Annotated in this window: 12 protein-coding genes and 1 pseudogene; 4 read left to right on the forward strand and 9 right to left on the reverse strand. The window is 76.0% G+C overall.

Annotation, left to right across the window (positions count from 1 at the left end):
* Position 1: 1 nt before the first annotated feature.
* The 3 genes from AB0D01_RS28020 to AB0D01_RS28030 all read right to left on the reverse strand — a co-directional run bounded on the left by AB0D01_RS28020 (position 2) and on the right by AB0D01_RS28030 (position 10,523).
* Positions 2–3,562 carry a beta-ketoacyl synthase N-terminal-like domain-containing protein gene (locus AB0D01_RS28020; RefSeq protein WP_363060001.1) on the reverse strand — a complete coding sequence of 1,187 codons (3,561 nt, stop codon included), beginning with the start codon at positions 3,560–3,562 and terminating at the stop codon, positions 2–4.
* Positions 3,559–8,487 (reverse strand): amino acid adenylation domain-containing protein, encoded by a 4,929-nt coding sequence (locus AB0D01_RS28025; protein WP_363060003.1) that lies wholly within the window; start codon positions 8,485–8,487, stop codon positions 3,559–3,561. The genes AB0D01_RS28020 and AB0D01_RS28025 overlap by 4 nt, the downstream gene beginning before the upstream one ends.
* Positions 8,488–8,627: 140 nt before the next feature.
* Complete coding sequence (locus AB0D01_RS28030) at positions 8,628–10,523, reverse strand: non-ribosomal peptide synthetase (RefSeq protein WP_363060005.1); 1,896 nt, start codon at positions 10,521–10,523, stop codon at positions 8,628–8,630.
* A gap of 129 nt (positions 10,524–10,652) precedes the next feature.
* Between AB0D01_RS28030 and AB0D01_RS28035 the strand changes: the two genes are divergently transcribed.
* Positions 10,653–11,393, forward strand: a complete 741-nt coding sequence (locus AB0D01_RS28035) for an SDR family oxidoreductase (RefSeq protein ID WP_363060007.1) — start codon at positions 10,653–10,655, stop codon at positions 11,391–11,393.
* 230 nt (positions 11,394–11,623) lie between these two features.
* Here the strand turns inward: AB0D01_RS28035 and AB0D01_RS28040 are convergent, their stop codons facing one another.
* From AB0D01_RS28040 to AB0D01_RS28050, 3 genes are read right to left on the reverse strand one after another with little or no spacing between them, the layout of a single operon-like run.
* Positions 11,624–12,439: a hypothetical protein gene (locus AB0D01_RS28040; protein WP_363060009.1), complete on the reverse strand. Its 816-nt coding sequence runs from the start codon at positions 12,437–12,439 to the stop codon at positions 11,624–11,626.
* Complete coding sequence (locus tag AB0D01_RS28045) at positions 12,436–13,092, reverse strand: response regulator transcription factor (RefSeq protein ID WP_363060011.1); 657 nt, start codon at positions 13,090–13,092, stop codon at positions 12,436–12,438. Before AB0D01_RS28045 ends, AB0D01_RS28040 begins: the two co-directional genes overlap by 4 nt.
* Positions 13,080–14,348 carry a sensor histidine kinase gene (locus tag AB0D01_RS28050; RefSeq protein WP_363060013.1) on the reverse strand — a complete coding sequence of 423 codons (1,269 nt, stop codon included), beginning with the start codon at positions 14,346–14,348 and terminating at the stop codon, positions 13,080–13,082. Before AB0D01_RS28050 ends, AB0D01_RS28045 begins: the two co-directional genes overlap by 13 nt.
* 173 nt (positions 14,349–14,521) lie before the next feature.
* Between AB0D01_RS28050 and AB0D01_RS28055 the strand changes: the two genes are divergently transcribed.
* On the forward strand, positions 14,522–14,935 hold the full coding sequence (locus tag AB0D01_RS28055) for a hypothetical protein (RefSeq protein WP_363060015.1): 414 nt from the start codon (positions 14,522–14,524) through the stop codon (positions 14,933–14,935).
* Between the two features lie 55 nt (positions 14,936–14,990).
* On the opposite strand, the gene AB0D01_RS28060 is transcribed toward AB0D01_RS28055, so the two are convergent.
* Entirely contained in the window at positions 14,991–15,401 is a 411-nt protein-coding gene (locus AB0D01_RS28060) for an organic hydroperoxide resistance protein (RefSeq protein WP_363060017.1), read from the reverse strand.
* 138 nt (positions 15,402–15,539) lie between these two features.
* Here AB0D01_RS28060 and AB0D01_RS28065 point away from each other — a divergent pair, with 138 nt between their 5' ends.
* Complete coding sequence (locus tag AB0D01_RS28065; RefSeq protein WP_363060019.1) at positions 15,540–16,013, forward strand: MarR family transcriptional regulator; 474 nt, start codon at positions 15,540–15,542, stop codon at positions 16,011–16,013.
* Positions 16,014–16,081: 68 nt separating this feature from the next.
* Here the strand turns inward: AB0D01_RS28065 and AB0D01_RS28070 are convergent, their stop codons facing one another.
* The gene (locus AB0D01_RS28070; RefSeq protein ID WP_363060021.1) at positions 16,082–16,537 is read right to left on the reverse strand and encodes a MarR family transcriptional regulator; all 456 of its coding nucleotides are present in this window, start codon (positions 16,535–16,537) and stop codon (positions 16,082–16,084) included.
* A 173-nt stretch (positions 16,538–16,710) separates the two neighbouring features.
* Here AB0D01_RS28070 and AB0D01_RS28075 point away from each other — a divergent pair, with 173 nt between their 5' ends.
* Positions 16,711–18,213, forward strand: a complete 1,503-nt coding sequence (locus tag AB0D01_RS28075; RefSeq protein ID WP_363060023.1) for an MFS transporter — start codon at positions 16,711–16,713, stop codon at positions 18,211–18,213.
* A gap of 78 nt (positions 18,214–18,291) precedes the next feature.
* Here AB0D01_RS28075 and AB0D01_RS28080 read toward each other — a convergent pair.
* Positions 18,292–18,983: pseudogene (locus AB0D01_RS28080) on the reverse strand (Tellurium resistance protein); the annotation flags it as partial.

The raw sequence follows: 18,983 nt of genomic DNA on the forward strand, positions 1-18,983 counted from the left end.
CTCAGCGATCCGTTCCGGTCGACGCGGTGCGGGCGGGGGCGTGCGGGGCGAGGAGTTCGGCGTAGGTCGCGCGGTGGGCGGCGGCGTGGCCGAGGCCGGCGAGGAGGGCCAGGCCGGTGGGGGCCGGGTCGTGGCCGCCGCGCCGCAGCCAGGGGCGCCAGGCCTGGGCCTCGACGGCGCCGCCGGGCGGCGCGTGGCGTTCCAGGGCGCGGGTGGCCAGCGGGTCGAGGGCGGTGTTCTCCCGGGCGAGGGCGCGCAGCGCGACCTCGCGTTGCCAGCGCCGCCGGGAGACGGGTTCGGTGGGCAGGCCGGCGGCGTCGAGGAGCTCGAACAGGCGCCGGCGGGTGACGGGTTCCGCGCCCACGAGGTGGTAGGCGCGGCCTTCGGAGGCCGGTTGCGGGGCCAGCTCGACGACGGCGCGGGCGGCCAGGTCCACGGGGGCGACCGGCAGGGGCCGGTCGTCCGCCCCCTCGGGCCGCAGGCCGGTGGCGAGGGAGCCGGCGAGCAGCCGCCACAGGGGTTGGTCGGGGTCGCAGGCGCCCGTTCCGTCGGCGCCGAGCAGCAGGCCCGTACGGAAGACCCGTACCCGCAGTCCGTCCCGCTCGGCGCGCTCCGCCAGGCGTTCGCCGACCCAGGCCGCGACGGCCGGGCCCGGTGCCCCGGGGGTGAGCGGTTGTGCGCGGGTCTCCTCGATCGGGGTGTCCGCGCCGAGGCCGGAGCCGCAGGCGTCGAGGGTGGAGAGCAGGACGAGGTCCTCGACTCCGTGACCGCGCATCCAGGCGAGGAGGGCGGCGAACGGGGGTACGGCCCGCTCGCGCACCGCCGCGTAGTCGCCGGTGGCGTCCGGCACGGCGTTGTGCACGACGCGGGTGACGCGTGCGGCGAGGTCGGCGTCGTAGGGGTACGGGCCGCCGGCGGGGTGGGGCAGGGGGCGCAGCCGCGCCGGGTCGGGCTCGGGCAGGGCGCAGGCGGCTGCGCGTTCGCGCAGCAGGGCGCGGGCCGCGGCCTCGTCGGCGGCCGGGACCACGCAGTGGACGAATCCGTCGCCGGCGCGCAGCAGTTCGTGCAGGACGAAGGTGTCGAGCAGGGTTCCCGTGCCGGTGACGAGGGTGTCGCCGGCGCGGGGGCGGGGGGTGGCGGTGCGGGCCGCCGCCGGCGCGCCGAGGTCCAGGTCGAGGTCGGCGTCGACGAGGGCGGCCTCGGTGGGCGCGGACGCCCCGGCGTCGACACCGGCCGGGCCCGGGGCGGCCGGACCGGAGGCGGCCGGGGCAGTGGTGGCCGTGCGGACCAGGGCGGCCATCCGGCGGACGGTGGCCTGGGCCCCGCCCGCCCGGTAGACGTCCACGCCGACGCCGAAGGCCCGCTGGACGGCGGCCTCGATGCGCAGGGCGGCGAGGGAGTCCCCGTCGTACAGGCCGAAGGCGCCGTCGGGGCCGAGCCCGGGGTGACCGAGCACCCCGCGCCAGATGCCGAGGAGTTCGCCCTCCACACCGTCCGCGACGCCGTCCGCGCCGGCGTCCGCGCCTGCGTCCCCGCCCACCGGTGTCGCGGCCGGCGGGGCCGCCGGTGGGGCCGCGAGGGGCGGCAGGGTGTCGAGGGCCCAGTGGGTGTCCCGGCGGAAGGGGTGGGTGGGCAGGCGGACGCGCCGGCCGGTGTCCCCGGCGAGGGCCTCCCAGTCCACGTCGGCCCCGTGGGCCCAGGCGGCGGTGAGGGCCTCCTCGACGGCCTCGTCCCCCGCGTCGCCGGCGGCGTCCAGGGCCAGCGCGTGGTGGCCCGGGCCGCTGACGCCGTGTCCGAGGTGGAGCGTGAAGCGGTCCGCGCGCCGGGGCCGGCCCGGCCCGGGGTCGACCTCCACCTTCCCCTTCAGGGCTGCGGTCAGCCGCGCCACGAGCCCCGCCGCCCCGCCGGGTGCGGGCGGTACGAGGACCACCTTGCGCAGGGGCCTGGCACCCGGGGCCGGGGCCTCGGCGGGGGCGCGCAGGGCGCGGGCGGCGGCCCGCGGGTCGGCGCCGGGGACGGTGACGACCCTGCGGTGGGGCAGCGCGGTCCGCCCGACGCGCAGGGTGTGCGCGGCGTCGCCGAGGGCGGGGGCGTCCGGTGCGGTGAGGGCGTCGGCGAGCCGGTCCGCCGCCTCGGCGAGCGTGGCGGGGTCGTGGGCGGACAGGACCAGGCGTACGGTCTCCCGCTCCGGGGCGGGGACGCGCGAGGGCGCGGGCGGCGGGCCGAGGACGGCGGTGGCGTTGGTGCCGCCCAGGCCCATGGAGTTGACCAGGACGTAGGGCGCGTCGGCGGTGCGCGTGGGGGCGGCCGAGATCGTGAAGGGGCTCTCGGCGAGGACGCCCGGATCGCGGGGCCGTTCGAACATCGGGTGCGGCGGCAGTTCTCCGGTCCGGGCGACGGCCACGGCGGCCAGCAGTCCGGCGATGCCGGCGGCCGGTCCGGCGTGCCCGATGTTGGCCTTGACCGAGCCGAGTCCGCAGTAGCCGGTCGGGGGCTCGATGGTGTCCGGCGCGTCGGCGTCCGGCGCGTCGGTGTCGGACGCGGCGCGGGCCCGCAGGCCGGCGGTCAGCCCGCGCAGTTCGATCCGGTCGCCGAGCGGGGTGCCGGAGCCGTGCGCCTCGACGTAGCGCAGTTGGTCGCCGCGTACGCCCGCCACCTCCAGGGCCCGGGCCACCACGTCCGCGAGCCCGGCGGGGCTGGGCGCGGTGAAGCCGGAGCGGGCGGAGCCGTCGTTGCCGACGGCGGTGCCGTGCAGGACGGCGAGGACGGGGTCCCCGTCGCGCTGGGCGTCGGCGAGCCGGCGCAGGGCGACGACGCCGACGCCGGAGCTGAAGGAGGTGCCGGTGGAACGGGCGTCGAAGGGGCGGCAGTAGCCGTCGTGGGACTGGAGTCCGCCGGGGCGGTGGCGGTAGCCGAGCAGGGGCTCGTTGACGGAGGCCCCGCCGGCGAGGGCCAGGTCGCATTCCCCGGCCAGCAGGGACAGCGCCGCGTAGTGGACGGCCGTCAGCGAGGAGGAGCAGGCGGTCTGGACGCCGATCGAGGGGCCGCGCAGGCCGAGTTTGTAGGCCACGCGGGACGGCAGGAAGTCGCCGAGCCCGCCCAGGTGGAGGGCCACGTCGTCGACGGCGCCCATGACCCCGTCGGCGAGCGCCCGGGAGGCCTGGAGGGCGGCCATGTAGGTGCTGGGGCTGCCCCCGGCGAAGACCCCGGTGACGAGGCGTCCGCCGCGCGGGGCGTGCCCGGCGGACTCCAGGGCCTGCCAGCAGGCCTCCAGGAAGATCCGCTGCTGCGGGTCGGTGGCGGCGGCCTCGGCCGGCGAGTAGCCGAAGAAGGCGGCCGCGAAGTCCCCGGCCGCCGGGATGCCGGCCGCCCGTGCGACGTAGTCCGGGGCGTCGAGGACCTCCGGGGTCAGTCCGGCGGCGAGCAACCGCTCCCGGTCGAGGTCGCGGACGCTGACGTGGCCCTCGGCGAGCCGGCGCCAGAACTCCTCGGGGCTCCAGGCGTCGGGGAGGCGGCAGCCCGCCCCGACGACGGCGATCCTGCGGTCTTCGGGGCCGCTCATGCCGCGTGCTCCCCGGAGCCGGTGAGGCTGCCGCCGGTGGGGGCGAGGCCTTCGAGGAAGGCGGCCTGCGCCTCGACGGTGCTGTGCTCGAAGAGGTCGGCGGCGTCCGGTTCGCGGCCCGTCAGCTCGCCGATCCGCTCCAGCAGCACCATGAGGAGCATGGAGTCGCCGCCGGCCTCGAAGAAGTTCACGTCGTGTTCGACGTCGGGGGTGTCGAGCACCTCGGCCCACAGGGCGGCGACGGTGTCGGTCAGGTCCCGCGGACCGTCCGCGGCGGCCGGGGCCGGGTCGGTGGTGGTGGTCTCGGTGAGGGGGGTCTCGGTGAACACGGGTGCCTCCGGGTCGGTGAGCAGCTCTTCGGCGGCGCGGGCCAGGTCCGCGAGGAGGCCCTCGGCGGTGGCCGCGTCGAAGAGCGCGGTGAGGTGGGTGAGCGAGAAGCCGAGCGGGGTGCCCGGGGAGCCGCCGGTGACGGTGAGCTCCAGTTCGTACTTGGCCTTCAGGCGCGGCGGTACGAGGTACCGGGCGCGGGTGGCGGCGGTGGGCGCCGGTGGGGTCGGGGCGGTGTCCGCCGCGCCGAGGTAGACGGGGGTGACGGCGGGCCTGCCGAGGTCGCGGTCGGGGTGCAGGGCGGCGGCGAGGGAGTCGAAGGGGGTGTCGGCGTACCGGTAGGCGGTGAGGGCGGATTCCCGCACCCGCTCCAGGAGCCGGCGCCGGCCGGGGTCGTCGCGGAGGTCGGCGCGGACGAGCAGGGTGTTGACGAACATGCCGACGGTCTCGGCGTGGGCGGCGCCGTCGCGGCCGGCCCACGGGAAGGCGAAGAGGAAGTCGCGGCCGCCGCCCCGGCGGGCGAGGACGGTCGCCAGCAGCGCGCCGGCCAGCATGAACGGGGTGACGCCGAGCGGCGCGGTCAGCTCGGTGAGCCGGCGTGACAGGTCGGCGGGCAGCGTCAGTTCGCACCGGTCGGCCTCGATGGTCTGGGCGGTGCCCCGGGGACGGTCGTACGGGAGGGCGATGTCGGTCGGGGCGCCGCGCAGGGTGTCGAGGTACGCGGCGGGGGCACCGGCCGGGGCCTGCGGTTCGGGCGTCGCGGCGGCCGGGTGGCCGGGGGTGGGCAGGGCGAGCGGCGCCCCGTCGGCGAGGTGGCGGGTCAGGGCGGCGACGTCGCGCAGCAGCAGGTCCAGGGACCAGCCGTCCGAGACGATGTGGTGGACGCCGATCACCAGGAGGGTCCGCTCGTCGCCGAGGGCGATCACGGCCCCTCGGGCGGGCGCCTGGCGGGCGAGGTCGAAGGGGGTCCAGCACAGGGCGGCGACCTCCTCCTCGATCCGGGCGGGAGGCCAGTCGGAGCCGTCGATCAGGACGGCCTCGGGCGCTTCGCCGTCCGTGCGGTAGAAGACCTTGCGGGCCCTGGGGTCGAGGGTGAAGCGGGAGCGCAGGCCGGGGTGGCGGGCCAGGGCCCGGGCGAGGGCCTCGCGGAGCACCTCGCGGTCGAGGGGGCCGTCGATCTCGACCACGCCGGGGGCGAGGTAGGCCGTGCGCAGGTGCGTGATCCGGTCCATCACCCACAGCCGCTGCTGTACGGGGCTGCCCGGGTGCGCGGCGGCGGGGTCGATCGGCCGGACGGCGGTGGCGGACCCGTCGGCCCGCGAGGCGGCGGCGTGCTCCAGGGCCTCGGTGAAGCCCGCGACGGTGGGTGCGGCGAGGAAGGCCCGCAGGGGTACCGCGCTCCCCCAGCGGCGCTCCGCCTCGGCGAGCATGCGGACGGCGAGCAGGGAGTGACCGCCGAGGGTGAAGAAGTCGGCCCCGGGGGCGAGCCGTTCGGGGTCGACGCCCCGCAGGTGGGCGGCCATGAGCGCGGCCACCGGTCGTTGGGCGGGGGTGAGCGCGGTGTCGGGGGCGCTCTCGTGGGGCAGGGGGCGTCCCCGTACGCCGGCGAGGGCCGCGCGGTCCACCTTGTCGTTGGCGGTGCGGGGCAGCGCGTCCACCACGTACACCTCGGCGGGCAGGACCGCGGCGGGCAGCCAGCGCAGCAGCGGGCGCAGCAGCTCCTCGCGGGTGGGGGGCTCCGCGCCCAGTTCGACGTGGGCGACGAGGGCGGGCGGGTTCCCGGCGGTGGTGACGGCGGCGGCGGTGACTGCGGGGTGTTCCTCGATCAGGCGGGTGACCTCGCCCGGTTCGATGCGGATGCCGAGGACCTTCAGCTGGTCGTCGGCCCGGCCGAGGTGGACGAGGCGGCCGTCCTCGCGGAGCAGGACCCGGTCGCCGGTGCGGTACATGAGGGAGCCCGGTGTCCCGCACGGGTCGGGCAGGAAGGCGCTCGCGGTCTGTTCGGGCCGGTCGAGGTAGCCGAGGGCGACGCCGACGCCCGCCACGTACAGCTCGCCGGGGACGCCGGGCGGCAGTTCCTCGCGGCGGGGGCCGAGGACGTACGCGCGCGTGCCGGGCAGGGGGACGCCGATGGCGGGCGGGCGGACGTCGTCGGGGTCGACGGACGCGTGGGTGCTGTTGCAGGAGGCCTCGGTGGGGCCGTAGACGTTGACGATCCGGGCGCCCCAGCGGGCGGCGCAGTCCGCGGCGAGGCGGCGCGGGAGGGCTTCGCCGCCGGAGTAGACGGCGCGCAGGCTGCTCGCGGCGTCGGGATCGCGGTCGTGGTCGGCGCCGGGGTGTTCCCGGTCGGCCTCCAGCATGGCGTGCAGCAGGCTCGGGGTGATCGAGCCGGCGACGGTGGCGCCCCGGGGGCCGCGGACCAGAGCGAGCAGGGCGCGGGCGTCGCGGCGTTCGAGGTCGTCGGCGACGAGGAGTTCGGCGCCGGCCAGGAGGGCCTCCAGGACGTTGTACGGGGCCGGGTCGAAGGCGGTGCCGGCGGTGAGCAGGAGCCGGTCCTCGGGGCCGAGCGCGCAGTCGCGGGCCCACCACAGGGCGGTGTTGAGCAGCCCGCGCTGGGGAATCCGCACGCCCTTGGGGCGGCCGGTGGTGCCGGAGGTGTAGAGGAGCGCGGCGACGTCCTCGGGGCCGACGGCGGCGGGGGTGAAGGGGGCGGGGGCGCCGCCGTGCGACGCGGGTCGGGCGCGGAGTCCGTCGAGGGACAGGGGCTCGACGGCGGTGTCGAGGCCGGCGAGCAGGGCGGCGCCCTCCGCGCAGACCAGGGCCGTGTCGGCGCCGGTCTCGGCGAGGACGAACTCGACGCGGGCGGCGGGGGTGTCCAGGGCGAGGGGCACGAGGGCGGCGCCGGCGCGCAGCACGCCGAGCCAGCCCGCGACGAGCGCGGGGCCGCGCGCGGCGAGGACGGGGACGTGGTGGCCCGGTCCGACGCCGTCCGCGCGCAGCCGCTCGGCGATGGCGCGGGTCCAGGTGTCGAGTTCGCCCAGGGTGAGGGTGCCGTGCGAGCTCCGGACGGCCGTGCGGTCGGCGTCGGCGGTCGTCCCGATCGCGGCGAGGCGTTCCTCCAGGGCCTGGGTGGCCGTGGCGGGTCCGGGGTGCGGGGCGTCGCCGGTGAGGATCCCGTACGGGTGCGCGTGGGCAGGGCGTTCGGTGACGGGCAGCTCCCGCAGGGGGGTGGCGGGGGCGGCCACGGCGGCAGCCAGCAGGGCCCGGTATCCCGTCGTGAAGTGGCGGGCGGTGCTCTCGGTGTAGCGGCCGGTGTCGTAGGTGACGGTGGCGAGGAGGCCGCCGTCGGGGGTGTGCTCCAGGACCAGGGAGAGGTCCTGTTTGGCGGTGCCGGTGGGCAGCAGGGTGGGCGGCTCCCAGGGGTGGCGGCCCTCGGGGTCGGGGGCCGGGGAGTTCTGCAGGACGAAGCCCAGTTCGGCCAGGGCGGCCGGACGGGCCGTCGCGGAGCCGGCGGCCTCGGTGCCGCCGGCCGCGGTGTGCCGGGCCTCCGCCACGGCCGCCGTCAGCCGGTCGAAGGGCAGTTCCTGGTGGGCCAGGACCCGGAAGGCCTCGGCCCGCGAGCCCGCGCACAGCTCCTCGAAGGTGCCGTCGGGGTCGGGGGCGCAGCGCAGCGGCACGGTGTTGACGAAGAAGCCGACGAGGTCGGCGACGGCGGGGTGCGGGCGGTTGGCGGCGACGGTGCCGAGCAGGAACTCCGCCTGTCCGCTCCAGCGTTGGACGAGGGCCTGGAAGGCGGCGAACAGCACGACGAACGGGGTGACCCGCAGCTCGCGGGCCAGGGTTTCGGCGGCCGTGACCAGCGGGGCGGGCAGGGTGAGGCGGACCTCCTCGCCGCGCCGGTCCCCGTCGGGGACGCGGGCGCGCGGGGGCGCGACGCCGAGCGTGGGATCGGCGGCGGCCGCGTCGAGCAGGGCGGCGGCGCGTTCCCCGATCCTGCGCACCGGCTCCGGATCCCGGTCCCCGGCCCGGTCCCAGACGGCGAAGTCGGCGTACTGGACGGGGGGTTCGGGCAGCGCGGGCGACAGTCCGGAGCGGGCCCGGTCGTAGGCCGCGGCGAGGGCTCCGTAGAGGACGGGCAGGGACCAGCCGTCCACGGCGATGTGGTGGACGGTGATCAGGAGCGTTCCGGGGCCGGCCGCCGGGTCGGGGTCCTGCCACAGGGTGGCGCGCAGGGGCGCGTCGACGGTGAGGTCGAAGGGGGCGCGGGCGCGGGCGGCGAGTTCGTCGTCCTCGGGCGCGGGGCGGTCGATCACCTCCAGCGCGACGGGCCGGCCGGGGGCGGCGACGAACTGGACGGGCCGGCCCTCGACGGTGCCGTAGGTGGTGCGCAGGACCTCGTGGGCGGTGACGAGGGCGCTCAGCGCGGCGCGCAGGGCGGTCGGGTCGACGCGCTCGCGCCAACGGGTGAGCAGGGGCACGTTGTAGACGGCGGAGGCGGGAGCGCTCCGGTGGATGTACCAGAGGCGTTCCTGCGCGAGGGAGAGCGGGGCGGTGGCGGCCCCCCTGCGTTCGGGGGCGGCGGGGCGTGAGGGTGCCATGGGGGTGGCCTTTCGAGGGCTGCCGGGGTCCGGTGCGCGCGGCGGCGGGCACGTCGGGCGCGCGTCGGCGCGGAGGGGGCCTGGGGGTGCGGGGCCCGAGGAGGACCGGGGTGTCGGCCCCGTGCCCCGGGCGGGGCGGATCACCGTTCGCGCAGGCGCCCGGCGAGGTCGGCGAGGTCCGTGGCGAGCAGCACGTCGGTGGGGGTGAGGGGGACGCCGAGGCGTTCGGAGAGCCGGAACGCGGTCTGCGTGGCGAGGATGGAGTTGCCGCCGAGGCCGATGAAGTCGTCGTCGGGGGCGATGTCGCGCACGCCGAGGAGTTCGGCCCAGACCTCCGCGATCCGTGCCTCCAGCGGGTCGGCGGGGCGCGCGCCGGTGTCCGGGGCGGGGGCGGCCTCCTGTGCGGGCGTGGCCTCCTGCGCGGGGGCCGCCGACGGTGCGGGGGCCGCCGACCGGGCGCCGGCCCCGTCCGGGGTCGCCGGCTGCTCCAGCAGGCGTCGGATGTGGGCGCGGTCGGCCTTGCCGGTGGTGCCGTAGGGCAGTTCGCGCAGGGGCAGCCAGCGGGCGGGGAGCATGTACGAGGGGAGGGTGCGGGCGAGGGCCTCGGCCAGCTCCCACCCCTGGGCCTCGGCGCCCCCGGGGTGGTCGGGGTCGGCGAGGAAGGCTCCGAGGAGGAGGGCGGTGTGCCCTTCGCCGCTCTTCTCGACGAACGCGGCGCCAGTGAGGCCGGTGGCCGCGGCCGCGCGCTCCACCTCCTCCAACTCGATCCTGAAGCCGCGCAGTTTCACCTGCCGGTCGACGCGGCCGAGGATGTCGTACGTCCCGTCGGGCAGCAGGCGTACGAGGTCGCCGGTGCGGTAGCGGGGGCCGTCGGGGTGCGGGAGGAAGGCGGCGGCGGTGCGTTCGGGGCGGCCCAGGTAGCCGGAGGTCACCGAGGCCCCGGCGACGAGGAGTTCGCCGGACTCGCCGGGAGCCACGGGGTTCAGGTCGGCGTCGACGACGTGCAGTTCGGCCCCGCGCACGGGGTGTCCGATGGGGACGCGGGTGCGGCCGCGCAGGGATTCCTCGGTGCAGTCGAACCAGGTGACCAGCACGGTGGTCTCGGTGGGGCCGTAGATGTTGGTCAGTCGGCCCGGTCCGCCGGCGGCGAGGACGGCGCGGGTCGCGGCGAGGTCCAGGGCCTCGCCGCCGACGAGCAGGCCGCGCAGCGGGGCGAGGGCTCCGGGCGCCTCGCGGGCCACCATGTGGAAGAGCGAGGTGGTGAGCAGGGCGGTGGTGACGCCCTCCTCGGCGAGGAGCGCGGTCCAGCGTTCGAGGTCGAGTTCGACCACGGAGGGCAGGACGACGAGGGTGGCGCCCGCCGTCCACGCTCCCCACACCTCCCAGGTGAAGGCGTCGAAGGCCGGGTTGGCGAGCTGGCCGACCCGGTCGGAGGCGGTGATGTCGCCGTGCACGGGCGCGGTGACGAGGTCCAGGACGGCGCGGTGCGGGACGACCACGCCCTTGGGGGTTCCGGTGGAGCCGGAGGTGTAGCCGACGTGGCAGGGGCTCTCGTCGTCGAGGTCCGGGTCGGCATAGTGGTCCGTCTCGGCGTCGGCGCCGGTGGGGAGCGTCAGGAGCAGGGCGGACTCGGGTGCGCGCAGGGGCCGTTCGCGGCGGCTCGGGCCGGTGCCGGTGATGACGGCGCGGACGGCGGCGTCGTCGAGGACGAGTGCGACGCGGTCGGCGGGGGCGTGGCTGTCGAGCGGGAGGTAGGCGGCTCCGGAGCGCGTGACGCCGAGGAGCGCCACGAGGAGGTCGTTGCCCCGGTTCAGTTCGAGGGCGACGAGGTCTCCGGGGCCGATGCCGAGGGCGGTGAGCCGGGCGGCGAGGGCTCCGGAGCGCCGCCAGAGCTGCCGGTAGGTCAGTTCCGTTCCGCCGACGGCCTCCCGCGTCGCCACCGCGTCGGGCGCGAGGCGCACGCGGGCGGCGACGAGGCGGTGGACGCCGCGCTTCGGGCCGTCCGCGCCGGCGGTATGGATCTCGTCCGATCCCATGACTCCCCCTTTATTCCGGAATTCCGCATAGTGGAAATCTGCTTCCGTCATGCGATACGTTAGGATCCGGACGCCCAATTCGTCAACGGGCGTTCTTCGGAATACGCCGGATTATCAGCAGGAGGAAAGATGAGCGAGACTCGAGTCGCCCTGATCACCGGTTCTTCTTCGGGAATCGGCGCTTCGATCGCGCAGCGACTGGCCGCCGAGGGAATGCGCGTGGTCGTGAATTCGACCCACAGCGTGAAGGCGGGAGAGGAATTGGCCGCCGCGCTCCCGGAGGCCGTCTACGTCCGGGGCGACGTCTCGGAGGCCGCCGACGCGCGGCGGATCGTGGAGACGGCCGTCGAGACCTACGGCCGGCTCGACGTCCTCGTCAACAACGCGGGCGTCACGCGCTTCGTGCCGCTCGACGACCTGGACGCGATCGACGCCGGCGCCTGGCGGGAGATCCTCGACGTGAACCTGGTCGGGGCCTGGCAGATGATCACCGCAGCCGTTCCCCACCTGCGGGAATCCGGATCCGGCTCCATCGTCAACATCTCGTCGGTCTCCGCGACCCGGGCCCTGGGCAGCTCGATCCCCTACGCCGTCAGCAAGGCCGCGGTCAACCACATGACCCGGCTGCTGGCCTCCCAACTCGGCCCCTCGATCCGCGTCAACGCCGTCGCGCCGGGCCTGATCGACACCCCCTGGTACGAGGACGCGGAGGAGGTCTGGGAAAGCTCGCGCGACTGGATCACCCAGAACACCCCGCTGCGCCGGGTGGGCACGCCCGAGGACGTCGCGGAGGCGACGCTGTATCTCGTCAACGCGGCCTATACGACCGGGGACGTCCTCACCGTGGACGGCGGTCGCCACATCGTCTGAGCGAATGCGGCGGGAATTGCCGCAGCGTTTTCCTTTGGTTTTCCATTCCCGGGCGGGCCGTGATCCGGCGCATTTTCGACGCCTTTACGGTCCGCCCGGACACCAGGAGTCCTCCAGTTCTCCGGAGCGCGGCTGGAGTACCGCTCGACGGCCCCTCGCGCACCGCCCGACCGGCCGCCGTCGGCCCCGCCCCGCAGGGCCCGCCCCGCCACCCGGTCGGGCCCCACGGGTCAGGACCGGGCGCCCCGGTGGGCGACGGTGGCGTGGCCGGCGTCGGCGGCGACGTCCAGGACCCGCGCCGAGGCGGGGTCGCGCAGGGAGTCCGCCACCTCGCAGCGGCCGGCGCCCACCCGGTCCCGGACCCGGTAGCGCGCCTCCCCGGGCAGGTTGAGCACCAGCCGCCCCTCCCCCACGCGGGCCGTCACCCGCTCGGGCGCGACCTCGAACGTGGCGTCCGCCCGACCGGAGTCGGCACGGATCTCGGCCTGCGGGGAGGCCAACCCGGTGGCCACCAGCCGCCCGGTGCCGACGTGGGCCCGCACGGGGCCCCGCAGCGCGCTCAGCGTCAGCGTGCCGGAGTCCACGTCGGCGTCGAGCGGACCCTCCAGTCCCGTGACGGACACCCGGCCCGAACCCCCCGACACCTTCACCGGGATCCCCGGGGGCACGGTCACCGTCAGCCGGATCGAACAGCCGAGGTCGGCCGAGGCCCCGGCGGGGCCGGCGCAGCGCGGGGTCAGGCGCAGGGTGTCGCCCAGCCGGCTGCGCTCCACGGCGGGCTCCCCGCGCGACCACGCGAAGTCGGCCCGGTAGCCGACCGGGCCGTCGCCGCGCGGGGTCAGGCTCACGTCCGCCGAGCCGGCGACGACCTCCAGGGCCGTGACGGCCCGCCCGCCGCCGTCCCCGTACGCCTCCCCGTACAGGCTCGTCTCGCGTACGGCGCCCGGCGGCCCCAGCCACCAGGTCGCGGCGCCGATCACGAGCGCGGCGCCCAGCCACGCGGCGCAGTGCCAGGCGAGCCGGCCGGCGGCGCCGCTCGCGGTCACGGTGTGCCGTCCAGGAAACGGAGCACCGCGAGGACGCGACGGTGGGCCTCGGCGGCCGGCGGCAGGTCCAGCTTGGCGAAGATGTTGTTGATGTGCTTGGCCACGGCGCTCTCGCTCACCACGAGTCCGGCGGCGACGGCCGCGTTGGAGCGGCCCTCCGCCATCAGGGCCAGGACCTCGCGCTCGCGCGGCGTGAGCCGCTCCAACGGGTCGAGGCCGCCGCCCCGGCGCAGCAGCAACTGGGCGACGACCTGGGGGTCGAGGGCCGTACCGCCGCCGGCGACGCGCCGCAGGGCGTCGATGAACTCCTCCACGTCGGCCACGCGTTGTTTCAGCAGGTAGCCGATGCCGGCGCCGGAACGCGTCGACAGCAGGTCCGCGGCGTAACGTTCCTCCACGTACTGGGAGAGCAACAGGACCGCCGTGTCGGGGTACTGGCCGCGGATCACGAGCGCGGCGCGCACGCCCTCGTCGGTGAAGCCGGGCGGCATGCGGACGTCCACCAGCGCGAGGTCGGGCCGGTGTTCCTCGACGGCGGCGAGCAGCCCCTCGGCGTCCCCGGTCTCGGCGGCCACCTCGAAGCCGGCCATTTCGAGGACCTTGACCAGACCTATGCGCAGCAGGACCGAGTCCTCGGCGATCACAGCCCGCACGGCAACTCCACGGTGACGAGGGTGGGTCCCCCGAGGGGGCTGTCGATCATTATCGTGCCGTCGACGGACCCCACGCGCTTGCGCAGGCCCATCAGGCCGGTGCCGCCCGCCGGATCCGCGCCGCCGACCCCGTCGTCGGTGACCTCGACGCGCAACACGTCCCCCCGGGCGGCGGCGACGCGGGTGACGCGCACCGAACACCGGCGGGCCCGGGCGTGCTTGGCGACGTTGGCCAGGGCCTCGGAGACCACGAAGTAGGCGACGGCCTCCACGGTGGCCCCCGGCCGCGCGGGCAGGTCGACGACCAGCTCGACCGGCAGCGGGGCGCGGGCCGCGATGCCGGAGAGCGCGGCGTCGAGCCCGCGGTCCTCCAGGACGGCCGGGTGCAGCCCGCGCACCAGGTCGTTCAGTTCCTCGATGGCCTCCTTCGCCTCGCGGTGGGCCTCGTCGATGACGGCCCTGGCCTCGGGCGGCAGCCCGGTCAGGGTGGCGCGCGCGATGCCGAGGTTCATCGCGAGGGAGACCAGGCGTTGTTGCGCCCCGTCGTGCAGGTCCCGTTCGATGCGGCGCCGTTCGAGGTCGGCGGCGTCCAGTACGCCGGCCCGGCTCTCGGCCAGGTCCTCGACGCGCCGCAGCAGTTCGCGCGACCGGTTGGGGCCCAGGAGGGCGGCCGCCGCGCCCGCGTCGAGGCGGGCCGCGGCCGCCGCCGTCCAGGGGGCGAGGAGCAGGGCCGACACTCCGATCAGCGTCAGCAGGTCGGCACGCGCCGCCCAGGCCTCGGGGTCGCCGGCGCTCCCGTCCTGGGGCAGCGCCCAGGACCAGGCGTACACGCCGGCGCAGACGGCTCCCCCGGCCCACAGGAGGACGAGGACGGCGCCGGCGAGCGCGGCGAGGGGGCTGACCGCCAGGTGGTAGCCGTACTGGCGCCAGGTCGCGTCGGAACGCAGCCGTTCCGTGAGTCCGGCGACGGTGTGCCAGGGGTGGGCGCGCGTTACGGGCGGCACGTCGAGGTCGAGCAGCGACCGCAGGCGACTGCGCTGGAGGCCCGTCAGCAGGGGGCGCAGCGCGAGGACGAGCAGCAGCGGGACGACGCCGGGGCCGGGCGCGATCGTCGACAGCAGGAGGCCCGCCACGAGCGGGAGGGCGGGCGGTATCGCGGCGACCGCGAACGCGGTGTTGCGCCGCGCCCAACGCGACCAGGGGGTGTGCGCCACGATCCAGGTCAAGGTACGTGTCGGCGCGCCGGGTTGTGCCATGCGTCCACGGTATACGCCCTGGTCAGGGTCATGCCATCACGCGGGGACCCGGTCGGGGGTGTACCTGGCACCACCCCGGGTTCGGGCCGCCGGGCCACTGATCTTCGCCCGCTCGGCGGGGAGGGTTGGGGGGTGCCCGGGGGACGGACCGTCGGGCCGGAAGGAGTCCCGTCGTGAGCCTCACCACCACCCCGTGTCCGCCGGTTCGCCGCGTCCGCGCCCCGCGCCCGCCGCTCTTCGCCGCGGTGCTGACCGGGGCGGGCGTGGCCCTGCTGCCGTGGATGTGCGTACTGGCGGTGACGATGCCGCAGACGGCGCGGGTGTCCCACTGGGCCACCGCGTGGATCGGTCTGGACGCGATGCTCGCCGTCGGGCTGACGGCCACCGGGTTGCTGCTGCGCGGCGGGGATCCCCGTGCGGCGCCGGCCGCGGCGGCGACGGCCGCGCTGTTGGTGGCGGACGCCTGGTTCGACGTCACGACCTCGATGGGTACGGACGGTCGGGGCGCGGCACTGGCCATGGCCCTCGCGGCGGAACTGCCCCTGGCCGCCGCGTGCGCCGCGGTGGCCGCGCGACGCACGGCGTGAGGGGGTCGGGGCGGACCCTTCGGGCCGTGCGTCGCGCGGGATCGGGTCGTCCGGACTACTCGACGACGAGCTCGACGGGGATGTTGCCGCGGGTGGCCTTGGAGTAGGGGCACACCTCGTGGGCCTGCTTGACGAGCAGGGCTCCGGTCTCGCCCTCCAGGGACTCGGGGAGCTCGACGCGCAAGGTGACGGCCAGGCCGAAGCCGCCGCCGTCCTGGCCGATGGAGACCTCGGCGGTGACGGAGACCTCGCTGGTGTCGACCTTCGCCTGGCGGCCGACGAGACCCAGGGCGCTGGAGAAGCACGCGGCGTATCCGGCGGCGAAGAGCTGCTCGGGGTTGGTGCCCTGGCCGTTGCCGCCGAGCGCCGGGGGCATGGCGAGCGCGAGGTCGATCTGGCCGTCGGTGCTGACGGCGCGGCCCTCGCGGCCGTTGGCGGTGGCTACGGCGGTGTACAGCGCGTCCATGGGAGGTCCTTCCGGAGGGAGGGGGATGGCGGGAGGGCCGCCGGCCGGTGCGGCCGGACCCTCGACCACAACTAGAGCACACAATTCAATTGTGCACAACTGAATCGCTCGCAAGGCGGCTCCGGTACACTGGACGACATGACCGAGCAGCCCGCCGAAACCCTCCGCGACCAGGACTTCCTCCGCCTCGACGGGCAGATCTGCTTCGCGCTCAACGCGGCGAGCCGCGCCTTCGGGGGGCTCTACCGGGTGGTCCTGAAGGATCTGGGACTGACCTACCCCCAGTACCTGGTGATGCTGGTGCTCTGGGAGCACGGCACGCTGCCGGTCAAGCGGCTCGGGGAGCACCTGCGCCTGGACTCGGGCACGCTCTCGCCGCTGCTGAAGCGGCTGGAGGCGGCGGGACTGGTCCGTCGCGAGCGCAGCACCGAGGACGAGCGGTCCGTCCACGCCGTACTGACGGACGAGGGCGCCGCACTGCGGGACCGCGCGGTGGAGGTCCCCCGTCGCATCGCGGCGGCGACGGGCTTCGAGCTGGGCGAGATCCGCGAGCTCCAGGAACGCCTCGGCCGCCTCACGGCCGCCCTCGACGCCGCCGCGCCGCAGGACTGACAGACCCCCGACGCCGCACGCCGGGGCGCGGCCCCGGCGGCATCGCACCGGCCGACCCCGCGCGGGAATCAGGCGTCGGAGTCGCGCTCCATCGTGGGGCGCAGCCGCTCCAGCAGGGCGTAGAGGGTGGCGCTCTCCGTCGCGTCCAGGGTGTCGAGCGCGCCGTGCGTGGCCTGCATCTCCTCGCGCACCCGACGGATGACGTCACGGCCGACGTCGGTCGCCACGACGTTCTTGACCCGACGGTCCACCGCCGAGGGCTCCCGGCGCACCAGTTCGCGCGCCTCCAGCCGGTCCACGATGCCGGTGACGTTCGAGGCGTCGCAGACGAGCAGGGTCGCGAGGCCGCGCATCGGGACGGGCCCCTCCAGCTGGGCCAGGACCCTGGCCTGCGTGGAGGTCAGTCCGTACCGGGCGGCGGCGGCCGCGAAGTCCCGCCACTGGGCGGTGCCGATCGCGGCGAGGAGCTCCAGCAGCTGGAGCTTCGTGGGGGCCTGCGACGTCCGCGGTGAGGTGGTGCTCATGGGCCCCGAGCCTACTCCGGGTGCTTGACATTATCAATTGTTTACTTGACCACCTTAACTATTGATGTCTACCTTCGAAGAACTTGATGACATCAACCATCTGCGTCCTGAAGCACCCGGGACCCAGTGCCCCTCCCCCCTCCCCCAGCACCCATCGAAGGTCCGGTCAGCCCATGAGTTCCCCCGCATCCGCCCCCTCCGACGCGAGGAGCAGGAACGAGACGGTCATCGTCTTCGCCCTGAGCCTCGCCGCCATGGTCGTGTCGATGATGCAGACCCTGCCCGTACCGATCCTGGGCCTGATCCGCACCGACCTCGGCACCTCGACCGCCAACGTCAGCTGGGTGACCACCGCCACCCTGCTGTCCGCCGCCGTCTTCACCCCGCTCCTCGGCCGCTTCGGCGACCAGCACGGCAAGAAGCCCACCCTGGTCGCCGTCCTCGGCGTGATGGTCGCGGGCTCCGTCGTCGCCGCGCTCGCGACCTCCCTGCCGCTGCTGATCCTGGGCCGCGTGCTCCAGGGCGCCGCGACCGCGATCTTCCCGCTGGCCCTGTCCGTGCTGCGCGAGGAGGTCCGCCCGCAGAAGCTCCCGGGCGCGATGGCGCTGGTCAGCGGCACCCTGGCCTTCGGCAGCGGCCTGGCCCTGGTCGCCACGGGCCTGCTGACGTCCGGCTCGGACGCCGACTACCGCGACGCCTTCTGGATGGCGACCGGCTTCGCGACCCTGGCGCTCCTCGCCGTCGTGTTCCTGGTCCCGGCCACCCGCCACAAGACCGGCGGACGCACCGACTTCCTGGGCGCGCTGACCCTCGGCATCGCCCTGCTGCTGCTCCTGCTGCCCATCTCGCAGGGACACGAGTGGGGCTGGGCCTCGGCCCGTACGCTCGGCGGCTTCGCCGGCGCCGCCGTCATGACCGCGCTGTGGGTGCTGGTCGAGCGCAAGGTGCGCGAGCCCCTCGTCGACATGCGGATGTTCGTCCACCGCCCGGTCCTCATGGCCAACCTGGCCGGCGTCCTCGTCGGCTTCGGGATGTTCGCGAACTTCCTGGGCGTCTCCTACCTCGTCCAGATGCCGCACGCGCTGACCGGCTACGGCTTCGACGCCTCGATCCTGCGCGCCTCCGTGCAGTTCCTGCTGCCCGGCGCCATCGTCTCGCTCCTCGCCTCCCCCGTCGGCGGGCAGCTGGTGCGCCACCGCGGGCCGCGCGTCGCGCTCGGTCTCGCCGCCGCGCTGGGCGCCGTCGGTTTCGCCTGGCTGGCCCTGGACCACGCCCACACCGCGTCGGTGATCGGCGCCGGGATCGTCGTCGGCGCGGCCGTCAGCTTCGGCTACGCGGCCATGCCCGCCGTGATCATGTCCAGCGTCCCGCACCACCAGAGCGGCATCGCCAACGGCATCAACTCGATCTCCCGCTCCACCGGCAGCGCGATCGGCAGCGCGGTCGTCACCACCATCCTGGCGTCGAAGACCATCGAGCACCTCCCCGCCGGCGTGCCGCCACTGCCCGCCGAGTCCGGCTTCACCCTCACCTTCTGGATCGGGGCCGCGGCCTTCGCCCTGGTCGCCCTGATCGGCCGGTTCGGGCTGCGCGGCCGTCAGGGCCCGCGCGTGGTCGAGCAGTCCGCGCCCGCACCGGCCGCCGAGCCCGTCGCCGAGCCGGCGAAGGTCGGCTGACCCCGCTCCCGCCCGCACGGGCGTACGCCGCCGCCCCCGGCCTTCCCGGCCGGGGGCGGCGGCGTACGCGCGAAGGCCTCAGAGGTCCTTGAACTCCACCGGCCCGCGGTCCATCGTCACGACCCCGTCGGCGTAGAGCATCGGGCGGCTCTCCGAGTCCCGGGCGCCGTACTCCTCCACCTGGCTGATCCGCACTCCCCGCGGGTCGGTGAAGTCCACGAGGGCGATGGCCACCCAGTAGGAGAACTCGTTGTCCGAGAACAGCGGGGCCACCACCGTCGACCCCCGACCGTCGGTGACCACGGCCCTCGCGCCGAAACTGCGGAAGCTGCCGGTGCCGTTGCCCACGGCGCTGTACGCGCAGACCAGTACGTAGCCCTGCCGGTCGGGCCGCCGGATGCGGACCGTCTCCACGCCCGGGTCCCTGGCGTCGCCGTCGAGGCACAGGTACGGCTCGGCGGCGAGCGCGCCGAGGTTGTTCCAGTAGACGGCCCCCGTCGCCGGGTCCGCCCCGCTCTCCTCGTCGGCCGCGTCCCGCTCGGCGTCGCCCACGGCGCGGCGCACCCGGTCGGCCGGGACGTACAGCGCGTACAGGTCGAGGTCGGCCGCGTCCTCGGCGCGGGTGCCGCCGTCCCACTCCAGGGTCGCGGTGACCACGACGCCCGGGTCGCTCTTGTCGAGGGAGATCGTGGCCGCGCCGCGCCTGTCCAGCTCCACCTTGCCCAGGGCCACCGGCGCCGGCACGGGAGCCGGATCCGGCTCCCGTGCCG

Source organism: Streptomyces sp. NPDC048606 (genome assembly GCF_040650855.1).
Classification (GTDB): Bacteria; Actinomycetota; Actinomycetes; order Streptomycetales; family Streptomycetaceae; genus Streptomyces.